This window comes from Alcanivorax sp., from assembly GCF_051117345.1.
In the GTDB taxonomy this organism is placed as follows: Bacteria; Pseudomonadota; Gammaproteobacteria; order Pseudomonadales; family Alcanivoracaceae; genus Alcanivorax.
In genome coordinates, this window is the sequence record NZ_JBNPEC010000059.1 from 1 (window position 1) to 11003 (window position 11003).

The window sequence follows — 11003 nt, forward strand, 5'->3', positions numbered from 1 at the left end:
CTCTACCGTGGCCCTGTTTGTGTTGATGATGGACTACTGCCGCAGCGGCCATGAGGGTAGGGAGTACCCCATGCAGGCGTCAGTGCAGTTGTTTGCGGTGGGCGCCTTCACCCTCGCGAGTGGCTTCAGTGCTGCCTGGCTGGGCTATGCCAGCCATTTCCTGTTGGCTGCGATTCTCTGCACAGCCGTTATAATGGCCGCCTTTTTCTGGCAAGCGCCCATTGATGGCAACCCACAAAAGGTAATTCCATGAGCCATGACGCCCAACACCACCTCGACGCCACCGGCCTGCTTTGCCCGGAACCGGTGATGATGTTGCACAACAAGGTGCGCGACATGGCCCCCGGCGAAGTCCTGGAAGTTCGCGCCACCGACCCGTCCACCGAACGGGATATCCCCAAATTCTGCCAGTTCCTTGGCCATACCTTGTTGGGGCAGGAGCAGGAGGGGGAGCTTTGGGTTTATTGGATACGGAAGAAGCAGTGAACAGTGAACAGTTAATAGTGAATAGTTAATAGTGAATAGTTGCGCGCCCAGGCGCATTGAAAGTTGAACGCAAAGAGGCCGCGCTCAAGCCATGGGCGCGGCCTCTTGCGTGTGGATTAACTCACGGATCAATCCGCGTAACTGTTCACTATTCACTGTTAACTATTAACTGCCTTTTAACTCCTTGCCAACATCGCTACCGCCGCCAGCGCCTCCGGGTCTCTTTCCTTGAGTTTGTTGGCGATGCCGTGCTGGAAGAAGTATCGGAAGTCCGGGAGTTGCTGGGCCCGGATCAGGCACTTGGCGCCGGGGAGTACCGGGGTTTCCATGGCGTCGCTTTCATCGGCGACCATGGCGGCCAGGGTGCCGTCGGCGGACAGTCGCCAGCTCACCACCTCCATCAGGCTGATGGTGTGGAAATCATCCTGGGAAAATACCGCGTGGGTGCCGATGGTATCGGGGATTTCCTGAATCATCTGGTGGCCGGGCTGGGGTTTGCCAAAGAAGTCCACCGCCGCATCCAGCTCCTGGACCTTGTGCTCTGGGGCATCAATGAACAGGTAATCGCTTTCCGGCAGGCGGTAGCCTTCCCAGCGACCGTTAAGAGGGTCAGCCAGTGCCATGGCGGTCACCGGTTCTTTCAGCCAGGGAACCATGGCCACGGTGTCGCCATTGGCGAGACGAGCCCAGGCCAGAATTTTCAGGGAGAAGAGTTTATCCGGGTGATGATCATTGGCGTACAACAGCTCAATGCCATCGTATTCCGGGGAAAGACGCAAAATGGGGGGCTGTGCCGCTTTGCGGCGTGGAGAGAAGGGAACCACATTGTTCCCGCCAGGGTGTTGCCGGTGAGCCTGGGTCATGGGCACCTCCCGGTACAAGTCCTTGGCGCCGCCAGCCCGACACACAGTGTTCGTTCTGCACGGCCCGTTAATTCACGTTAGCCTGTACGGGCCGGCCATGCAAGCCAGTGCAGATAACCGGCTTTTAACCGAATTTTTGCCAGGAGGCGCCTGTGCAGAGTGAGTATTATTTTGCCTATGGCTCGAACATGAACCCGGGCCGCATGGCGGTGCGAGGCATGCGCTACCGGGAATCCATGGCGGCGCGGCTGGATGGCTGGACCCTGGCATTCAACAAGCGGGCCCATGGCAAGCAGGGCATCGCCTACGCCAACATTGTGCCGATGGACGGCATGGTGGAAGGGGTGCTGTATCGCTTGTGTGATCACCGGGAAATCGAGCGGATGGACCCCTATGAAGGGCATCCGGTTCGCTACCGGCGTGAATGCCTGCCGGTGCTGACGGGGGCAGGCGAGATATCGACCTGGGTCTACATTGCCAACCCGGACTGGCAGGCGGATAACCTGAAGCCGGAGCGTTGGTACCTCAATCATCTGTTGAGCGGACGGCCCTGGTTGACCGACAGTTATTATCGAAGGCTGCTACAGGTGCCTGTTTTCGAACGTTAGGCACCTGTTTCATTGCATGGCAAAAGCGTTTTCACCACAGAGGCCACAGGGAACACAGAGAATGATTGTTCAGGATTTTTCCTCAGTGATCTCTGTGTCCTCTGTGGTAAAACAGAAAAGACGTCAGTGGGTCGGTGACAAGGTTTGCTGCATCCGCCAGCGCAGTCGCCAGCCCAGTAGAATGGCCGCCACGGTAAGACCGGCTACCAGGCCGATCCAGAAGCCTGCCGGGCCCATGGGCTCGCCAAACCAGTGGGTCAGGCCCAGGCCGTAACCCAGAGGCAGGCCCACACCCCAGTAGGCGAACAGGGTCATGATCATCGGCCAGGCGGTGTCCTCAAAGCCGCGCAGGCAACCGTTGGCGCATACCTGGAGGGCGTCGGAGACCTGGTATAACGCCGCGAACAGCAACAGATAGGTGGCCAGTTCGATCACGTCCCGGTTATTGGTATAGATATGGGGAATCCAGCCTCTTGCCAGCACCAGCGCCGTCGCTGCCGTCACGCCCACCACGGTGGTGATACAGAGTGCCACCTGAACCGCATGCCGAAGGCCCGGTTCATCGTTGCGCCCCCTGGCATGCCCCACGCGGACTGAGGCCGCCAGGGAAAAGCTGAGCGGTACCATGAAAATCAGCGAGGTGAAATTCAGGGCGATCTGGTGGCTGGCCACGATCTGGGCGCCGAGGCTGCCAATCAACAGGGCAATCACGGCAAAGATGCTGACCTCGAAAAAGATCGATAACCCCACCGGCAGGCCCAGACGCAACATGTACCCCAGACTGGCCATTTCAAAGTGGCGCCGGCGCAGATTCAGTGGGGCATGCTGGTACACCGGGTGGCGATGGGTGTAGAACAACATCATCAACGCCATGGACCACATCACGAGGGAGGTGGCCCAGCCACAGCCGACTCCGCCCATGGCGGGGAAGCCCAGCTTGCCGTAAATCAGCACATAGTTACTGGGAATATTGATCAGCAGCCCGATCACACTGAACAGCAACACCGGGCGGGTGTGGTTCATGGATTCCGTGTAGCTGCGCATGGCCAGCATCAGAGCGGCGCCGGGCATGCCCCAGCTGAGCGCATCCAGATAGCCACTGACCAGCGGGCGAATGGCCGGGTCCACGTCCATCCATACCAGCACCGGGGCGATGCTGCGCAGGATCAGGGCGCAGAGAATCCCCAGCCCCAGTCCCAGCCAGATGCCCTGCTGGGCGAGCGGGTTGATGCGATGGTAAGCTTCGCCGCCGAGATGGCGGGAGAGAATCGGCGTGGCGCTCATCAGCACGCCGGTCATGAACAGGAACAGGGGCACCCAGATGCTGGCGCCCACTGCCACTGCCGCCAGATCATTGGCACTGACCCGGCCTGCCATCATGGTGTCCACAAAGCCGTTGGCGGTCTGGGCCAACTGGCCGCCGAGAATGGGCAGGGCAAGTGTGAGCTGGGCGACGAGCTCCTGACGACGGGATGACATAGGCGCGACGAATCTTATGGGTGATCTTGGCGGTAAACCACAGGGCCAAACAAAGGCGGCTACCATACCGCAAAGCGCTGTCCGGGGGCACCGTAGCGACGACCTGGACAGACTGTTTAGGGCCACTTTTTTTCATTCCCACACCACCGTGCTGGAAGGCGGTGGGGAAGAACCCGTGTATCGCCCGGGCAACCCCCATCGTATCTGTTATACCCGTGACTACTTCCGCAGCGCCCTGCACGAGATTGCCCACTGGTGCGTGGCCGGTCCGGTGCGTCGACAGCAGGAAGATTATGGTTACTGGTATGCCCCGGATGGGCGCAATGCCGAGCAGCAAGCAGAGTTCACCCGGGTAGAAGTATTACCCCAGGCCTATGAAGCCCTGTTCTGTGCGGCGTGCGGTCACCCCTTCCGGGTGTCACTGGATAATCTGGATGGGGAGGCGGGGGAAGAGGGCGCGTTTGCCGAGCAGGTGCATAGCAAGGCGCTTTCCCTAGTGATAAATGGCCTTCCCGAGCGTCCCCGGCGCTGGTGTCAGACCCTGGCAGAATTCTACGGTCGGAAATCGATTTCTTTGGAAGAAGGGCTTGTCGAGGTTTTCAATTGCCCTTGATCAGCGGACTGAAGCGTTTCAGTGAATAGTGAACAGCGACGCGACCGGGCTTTCTGGTGTTGCAACGAAAGAGGCCGCGCTCAAATCATGGGCGCGGCCTCTTTCGTTGCAGATTGTGCTCACTCTTGGCGCGAGCTATTAACTGTTCACTGTTAACTATTCACTGCTCTTAAAGTCGTCCGCTGCGTTTCAGCATCAGGTACAGGTTGTTGAGCTGCGCCGGCATCTGTTGTGGTGTGGTTGCCGTGACCAGAGCCCCGGCATGACGCAGGCGGGTGTGCAGGTCATGGCGGGCTTGCTGTTCCTGAGCGTCGGCACAGACCTGCAAGGCCTGATCAAAATCGTTGCCCACCGGTTGGCGGGCCAGTTGTTCCTGTTCAGGCAGCAGCATGTCGGCAATCAGTACCAGATGGTGGCGACGCAACAGCGACACGGCACTCATCAGGTCGTCCAGATCTTCCTGCTGCAGGCGGGTGACCAGCACCACCAGGGCGCGGCGGCGGCTGCGGCGGACCAGTTGCCGGGCGGCCAGGCTGAAGTCGCTGGCATGCTGGCTGGGGTGCAGGTCGTAGAGCCCGTTGAGTAGGTGGTTGATGCCCTGCTGGCCCTGCACTGGCGGCAGCCAGCGAGGTTGGTCGCCGGAAAACAGCATGGCGCCGGCCTTGTCCTTTTGCTTGAGGGCGCTCCAGGCCAGCAGCAGGGCAGCGTTAAGCGCGTGGTCGAAGCCGGTCAGCGAGCCCACCGGCATCCCCAGGCGGCGCCCGCCATCGAGCATCACCAGCACCTGTTGATTCTGCTCATCCTGATATTCCCGGCTGATCAGACTGCGGCGGCGCGCAGTGGCCTTCCAGTCGATCTGCCGGAGGCTGTCACCGGGGTGATATTCGCGTAGCTGATGAAACTCCATGCCTTCGCCGCGGCGCGGTTGCAGGCGAGTGCCGGTGAGCAGGTGGGCATGGTTGGCATCCAGACCGGTGTGGCTGAGCCGGGAAAAATCCGGGTACACCGGCACGGTGCAGGCGGCGTGGCACACCTTGCGCACCTGCCACAGCTTCAGGCGGCTGGGGAACCAGAACACCAGATCGCCGAACTGTACCGGGCCGCGGCGGCTGGGCCGGTAGTGATAGGTCAGCTCGGTCAGTTCTGCTTTGGCCCGCGTCAGGGTGGCTGGCAGGCCGGTGTGGGGATCGTCACCGGGGTGCTGGTCGGCCAATTCCACACTGTCCGGCAGGCTTGCCGAGGTGACTCGCACCCGCACGGGATGCGGCTGCTGCACCGACAGGGCGGTGGGCAGCTCCCGCTGTGCCTGCGGGGCGGGCAGGCGGCGGGCGTGCCACAGGTCCAGCAGGGCAATCACCAGGGTCAGGCCGCCCAGCGCCCACCACAGGGCCACGGCTAGCATGCCGGGTATGACCAGCAACGGCAGGGCCAGTAGCGCCCAGAGGGCGGCGAGCAGGAGAAGACGCGGCGCCGGCTTCATTGCTTCGGCGCTTCCACCTGTTCCAGCAGTCGACCCAGGGCGGTTTCCGGGGTCTGGCCTTCGATTTCCGCATCAGCACTGAGCTGAATACGGTGTCGCAGCACCGGGCGGGCCACCTGCTGAACATCATCCGGGGTGACAAAATCGCGGCCTTCAAACAGGGCCTGCACCCGGCTGGCCCGGGCCAGGGCGATGCTGGCGCGGGGGCTGGCGCCGTGGCTCAGGCCGCTGAAATCCCGGGTGGCGCGCACGATACGCAGGGCATAGTCGAGCACTTCGTCGTCAATCAGTACGCTGTCACTGAGTGTCTTCATGGCTTTCAGGCCGGCGGCATCGGTGACCGGACTCAGGCTTTCCACATCCAGGCTGGCGCGGATGGTGCCATCCAGCACCATGTTCACCAGGCGGGTTTCGTCCGCGTGGTCCGGTTAGTCGATTAGTACCTTGAACAGGAAACGGTCCAGTTCGGCTTCCGGTAATGGGTAAGTGCCTTCTTGGTCCAGCGGGTTCTGAGTGGCCAGCACCATGTAGGGTTCGTTCAGGGTGAATGCCTTGCCTTCGATGGTGATCTGCCGTTCCTGCATTACTTCAAGTAGTGCGGCCTGGGTCTTGGCCGGGGCCCGGTTGATTTCATCGGCCAGCAGCAGTTGCGTGAAGGCGGGACCACGGCGAATGCGGAACTGTTCGCTTTTCTGGTCGTACATGGCGTGGCCGGTCACGTCCGTGGGCATCAGGTCCGGGGTGAACTGGATGCGGTTGAAATCCAGCTCCAGCACCTTGCCCAGGCTGCGCACCAGCAGGGTCTTGCCAAGCCCGGGCACCCCTTCGATCAGTACGTGGCCACCGGATACCAGGGCGATCAGCACTTCGCGAACCACCTGACGCTGGCCGATCAGCACCTGGTTGAGGTGGTGTTCAATATCCTTGGCCAGACGGGCAGCGTCGGCCAGGGTGGTGGGCTGTGTCATGTTTCACTCCTCAGTGCTTGCAGCAGGGCCACCTGCTGGGTGAGCTGGTCGCGGTTTGCCGGGGGCTGTGTCAGCGCGTGGTCCAGTTGTGCCACGGTGACGTTCAGATGCGCGGCGGCACGTTCCAGGGCCTGCTGGCGCTGGTGATGGTAACGGTTGAGTCGGGCCTGGGCTTGCTGGCGCAGGGCGGTGAGCAGGGTGTTCTGCTGCTCGGTGCGCCACTGGAAATAGCCACTGGCATGCAGATGCTGCAGGTAGTCCCGGTTGTTGTCTTCAGCCACCGGCTGAATCGGGCCGCGGCGGGGAATGCGTGACCACAGCCACAGGCCAACAAGCAGCAGTAGGGCGGTGCCCAGTTCCGGGGCGCGCAGCCATAACCATTGCAGTAGTGGTGGCATGGCAACGGAGCGCACGAACCAGACCGGTTCGTTGCCAGTGAGCCATGCCAGCAGCCAGGCGTGGTCGAAATAAAGCAGATTCTGGTTATTCCACAGACCCAGGTCGGTCAGCACGGTGACCTGACCGTCACCCAGGGACAACTGGACTAGCTGGCTGCCGTAATCGTTGTCCGCATAGGCGGTCACTTCCACCGGCCACTCGGGGAGAAACGCTTCCGGACCGTCTTCCTCGTTCCAGCTGTCGTGCCAGAGCACATGCTGGCTGTGCAGCTGAATACGCCGGGAGGGCTGGTCATCACCGGCATGCAGCAGCAGGGGCTCCGGTTGTGGCGGGGCCTCGCAGGCCAGCGCCTCGCAGGTTTCGCGCAGTTCGTCGTTGTCGGTGAGCAGGCAGTATTGCAGGGGATTGCCGGCGAACGCAGGCAGCGCGTCGAGCAATTCGAAAAACGGATCCAGCTCTTCGTCGTCGGTTTCCTGTTCGCTTTTCCAGACGGTGACGCCAAGGCTGTAGAGCAGGGGGTCGTTGTCCTGCCAGTCCGTTTCCGTGGCGGTATCTTCGTCCCGGGACTTGGGCAGTGGTCGTGCCTCGACGATCAGCTCGCCGCCGGCTTCCACCCATTGCAGCAGTGAGCGGACCTGACTGTGGTTAAGCAGGCCGCGTTGCTTGTCGATGATCAGGGTGGTGTCTGGTGCCGGCAACGGAAAGAGGGCAGCGGCACTGAGCACCCGTTCACTGGGCTGGCCACGTTGTGCCAGCCAGTCCTGGGCGGCGCTGTAGGGGTTGCGTTGAATGGCGCTGTCCGGAGCGGCGCGCTGGATGACGGTAACCGGTTCGGTAAGTGCGTAGTAGGCGATCATCAGCGCCACCACCAGCAGGGCGCCCAGCCAGGGCAGCTTTCTACGCATGGGCCGCCTCCTCTACGCTGATCTGTTCCCAGTCAGCCAGCAGGGTACGCACCGTATCGGCGTCCACCGGACGATGGGCCCAGGCAGTGCTGATCCAGGCCTGGATCAGGCGTTGCAGATAGAGAATCGGCAAGGGTTCACCATGGGCGGCCTTGAGGTTACGCAGGCATTGCTGCTCGGTGCTGCCGGCGGCCAGTACCACCGGATAGCGGCGCAGCAGGTTGGCCAGGGCACTGCGCAACATCAGTGACAGAGCCAGGCGAATGTCGTTGGCACCGAGAGCTTGTTCCGTGGCTTCGCGCAGGTTCTTCGGCAGGCTTTGGCGGCGAATATCCATGCCGGCCACATGGGTGGGGATCACCGGGGTGTTATCCCGATTGCGGCTTCCCAGCCCCAACTGATCCATGACCTTGATCAGCAGCCAGATCGCCAGCCCGGCGAACAGGGTCCAGAACAGTATCCACAGTACGGCATCGGGGATGTCGAAGGGGCTTGAGGAGGAGTCCGGTTGGTCATCATCGTCCAGATTATCGAAGAAGTGCTTCCAGAACTCTTCCAGCCAGCTGTTGCTGTCGTCGTCCTGGTTTTTCCATTGCCGTTCGGTGCGCTCTTCGAAGGGCATGTAGTCCGGGCCGGCCAGCAGCTCGATGACCTGTTGTTGCTCTTCATTGCGGGGGACGGGCTCTGCCGTTGCCGGTTTCGGCAGCGGCAGCAACAGAGCCAGCAGCATCAGCACGGTGGCACCGCTGCGGGTTGCCCGGTGACGGCCGAGACGGGTCAGGCCCAGTTGCAGGTCCCAGCCTTCCAGCCAGGTGCGCTTGTTCAGATAGAGGGCAAAGCCACAGGCCACATAGAGTGGTTCGGTGACACACATGACCAGGTACAGGGTGGCACTGGCAATGGCCATCTGCAGGGCGCCCTGATCGTAGAACCAGTCGCTCCATTCCAGGCTGAACTGCCAGGGCACCAGAGTGTAAAGCAGTACCATCAACCCCATGGCCATGAACTGCTCCAGATGCAGCACCACGATGGTCATGATGCCGGCCCGGTTGGAGGGGTAGCTGTTCAGCGCCCGCAAGCGCTGGCTGAGTTGTTCCCCTTTGGCGCCCTCCAGCTGCCAGACGCAGGTGTTGAAACTGCGGGCCGGACTGAAACGTCGCCAGGTGAGCTGGCTGGCGAGGCCCGGCAGGGCGTAATGGCGCCAGCGCTGGAACAGTTGCTTGAGGGTCAGGGTTTCCGCAAACAGGGCATGGCTGTACCAGGCAAGTAACGGACGCTCCCAGAGTGGCTTGAGCCACCAGAACAGGAACAGCGGCCACAGGGTGTCTGCCAGCAGCGACCAGCCCAGTAATAGCCCGAAAGGTACCAGCGTGAACGCCAGCCATACCCACAGCACCGGTGCGGCCCAGTGCCGATACAGTTTTGTGCCCAGGTCCACCGCCTGCCAGGGGCTACGCGGTGCCAGGCGGGCGCTAGCCTTTTCCAGCTCCACGTTGACGTCCCCCGAAGAAAAGATAGAGATAAAGCAGTGCCCAGCAGGCGGCACCGACGCTGTATTTTATGGTGGGTGCGAAGTCCCTGGGCGACCAGAAGGCTTCGATGAAAGCGGCCAGCAGCAGCAGGGTGAATACCCCGTACATGGTTGGCAACGCATCCCGAGCGGCCAGGCGCAGGGCATCCAGTCGTGACCATTGGCCCGGTGCGATAATCGACCAGCCCAGTCGCAGCCCTGCGCCCCCGGCCAGCACGATGGCGGTGAGTTCCGGAGCGCCGTGGGCGATCACAAAGGTAAAGAAGGCCTCGTGGCTGCCGGTGTTGATCAGGTGGCCGGCGATGGCGCCAAAGAAACTGCCATTGAACAGCATGACAAAAATGGCGCCCACGCCCAGCAGCAGGCCGCCGGCAAAGGTGCGGAAGGCAATGCCGATGTTGTTCTTGATGTAATAACCGAACATCAGCACGTCATCCTCGCCCTCACGTCCGGCATGGATGTCGGCGCTGGCAGACTCCTCCGGCTGATACATGAGCTCCAGCTCCGAGAGCATGGCTTCGTCCACCACGGTGTAGACCATCTCCGGTTGTTGTTGCACCAGCGCCCAGGCAAGCGTGATGGAGAGAATAAAGCTGAGCGCGCTGATCAGATGCCATTTCCATTGCCGGCGAACGGCACCGGGAAACCCACTGGCAAAGAATTCGCCGATGCGATCCGCCAGGGGCGGGTTGTAGCGGTACAGCTGACGGTGGGCACGTAGCACCAGATTGTTCAGGTATTGCTGTAGTTCCAGGCTGTAGGTGCGCTCCCGGGCCAATGCCAGTTGATGGCAGAGTTGGCGGTAATCCGCCACGAAACTGTCCAGCGGCAGGCGCTTCTTGCGTGATACCCGCAGTGCCTCCAGTTGATCCAGTTGCTGTTCCAGGGAGTCCCATAGGGAGCGGTACTGTTGTTCGAAGCGAGCCTGTTTCATTGGGCTCCCTCAAGCAGGTAACGGGTCACCGATCGCAGACGTTGCAGTGCCAGTGGTGGGCTCAATTCCGGGAATGCCAACTGTGCCAGCTCCTGCTGGCGGGCTTCGGAAAACTGGTCCTGGCGTTCGTGGAAAGCCAGCAGGGCCAGTTGGTCCTGGGAGCTGAGCGGCCAGTCCGGTGGATTGGTCGGGCCGTTATGTTGCTTGCGGGTGGTCTCGGTTTTTTCGATATGAACAACCAGGGTATTGGCCGCCATATCTCCCAGGCGCTGATAGCGGGGGCTGATCAGGGTAGTGACGAAACCCAGCAGGTAAAACAGCGGAAAGGCATCGGCGGTGCGCAGCAGATTGCGGATCAGGCTGCCGTTGAAACTGAGGGGGCTGCCGTTGGCGTGAACGACAGCAATGCCCATGGCTTTCTTGCCTGGCGTCTGGCCATGGCGCAGGGCTTCGAACAGGGTGGGGTAAAACCATTCCAGGGCAAAGCCGATGATCAGCAACAGGCCGATGCCCATTTTGCCGAGCAGGCTGAGCACAAAGGCCAGTATCGCAAAGATCAACAAACGAAGGGTGAGGTCGATGCCATAGGCCATGGCCCGGGTCACCGGGCCGGCCAGGGACAGGCTGAGCATGGCCCCTTCCGGTGTTTCGACCTCGAACCGTTCGTCAATCAGCATGTTGCCCCTGGCGAATCTGCAGCGCAGAGAACACAAACAGCATTACCGTCAGTGAGGTCT

At 61.5% G+C, this 11003-nt stretch carries 10 protein-coding genes and 2 pseudogenes; 4 read left to right on the forward strand and 8 right to left on the reverse strand.

Annotated elements, in window-relative coordinates:
- Window positions 1–253, forward strand: a pseudogene (locus tag ACFE0K_RS03950) (hypothetical protein); the annotation flags it as partial.
- A complete protein-coding gene (gene tusA / locus ACFE0K_RS03955) occupies window positions 250–486 on the forward strand; it encodes a sulfurtransferase TusA (RefSeq protein WP_290538678.1) in 237 nt (78 codons plus the stop codon). The pseudogene ACFE0K_RS03950 and the gene tusA, both read left to right, overlap by 4 nt.
- A 176-nt stretch (window positions 487–662) precedes the next feature.
- Here tusA and ACFE0K_RS03960 read toward each other — a convergent pair whose 3' ends face one another.
- Window positions 663–1349 (reverse strand): hypothetical protein, encoded by a 687-nt coding sequence (locus tag ACFE0K_RS03960; RefSeq protein WP_434534823.1) that lies wholly within the window; start codon window positions 1347–1349, stop codon window positions 663–665.
- Window positions 1350–1501: 152 nt separating this feature from the next.
- Between ACFE0K_RS03960 and ACFE0K_RS03965 the strand changes: the two genes are divergently transcribed.
- Window positions 1502–1957, forward strand: coding sequence for a gamma-glutamylcyclotransferase family protein (locus ACFE0K_RS03965; protein ID WP_434534824.1), 456 nt, complete (start codon window positions 1502–1504; stop codon window positions 1955–1957).
- A 123-nt stretch (window positions 1958–2080) separates the two neighbouring features.
- Here the strand turns inward: ACFE0K_RS03965 and ACFE0K_RS03970 are convergent, their stop codons facing one another.
- Complete coding sequence (locus tag ACFE0K_RS03970) at window positions 2081–3436, reverse strand: MATE family efflux transporter (protein ID WP_434534825.1); 1356 nt, start codon at window positions 3434–3436, stop codon at window positions 2081–2083.
- A gap of 112 nt (window positions 3437–3548) precedes the next feature.
- Here ACFE0K_RS03970 and ACFE0K_RS03975 point away from each other — a divergent pair, with 112 nt between their 5' ends.
- Window positions 3549–4049: an elongation factor P hydroxylase gene (locus ACFE0K_RS03975; RefSeq protein ID WP_434534831.1), complete on the forward strand. Its 501-nt coding sequence runs from the start codon at window positions 3549–3551 to the stop codon at window positions 4047–4049.
- A gap of 169 nt (window positions 4050–4218) precedes the next feature.
- Here ACFE0K_RS03975 and ACFE0K_RS03980 read toward each other — a convergent pair whose 3' ends face one another.
- The 6 genes and pseudogenes from ACFE0K_RS03980 to ACFE0K_RS04005 form a co-directional block, all read right to left on the reverse strand.
- Window positions 4219–5529, reverse strand: coding sequence for a DUF58 domain-containing protein (locus tag ACFE0K_RS03980; RefSeq protein WP_434534826.1), 1311 nt, complete (start codon window positions 5527–5529; stop codon window positions 4219–4221).
- A pseudogene (locus tag ACFE0K_RS03985) lies at window positions 5526–6497 on the reverse strand (AAA family ATPase). Before ACFE0K_RS03985 ends, ACFE0K_RS03980 begins: the two are co-directional and overlap by 4 nt.
- Window positions 6494–7801 (reverse strand): DUF4350 domain-containing protein, encoded by a 1308-nt coding sequence (locus tag ACFE0K_RS03990; protein WP_434534827.1) that lies wholly within the window; start codon window positions 7799–7801, stop codon window positions 6494–6496. Before ACFE0K_RS03990 ends, ACFE0K_RS03985 begins: the two are co-directional and overlap by 4 nt.
- Window positions 7794–9293, reverse strand: a complete 1500-nt coding sequence (locus ACFE0K_RS03995) for a DUF4129 domain-containing protein (protein ID WP_434534828.1) — start codon at window positions 9291–9293, stop codon at window positions 7794–7796. Before ACFE0K_RS03995 ends, ACFE0K_RS03990 begins: the two co-directional genes overlap by 8 nt.
- Complete coding sequence (locus tag ACFE0K_RS04000) at window positions 9274–10266, reverse strand: stage II sporulation protein M (protein WP_434534829.1); 993 nt, start codon at window positions 10264–10266, stop codon at window positions 9274–9276. The genes ACFE0K_RS03995 and ACFE0K_RS04000 overlap by 20 nt, the downstream gene beginning before the upstream one ends.
- Entirely contained in the window at window positions 10263–10943 is a 681-nt protein-coding gene (locus ACFE0K_RS04005; protein WP_434534830.1) for an RDD family protein, read from the reverse strand. The genes ACFE0K_RS04000 and ACFE0K_RS04005 overlap by 4 nt, the downstream gene beginning before the upstream one ends.
- Between the last annotated feature and the right edge of the window lie 60 nt (window positions 10944–11003).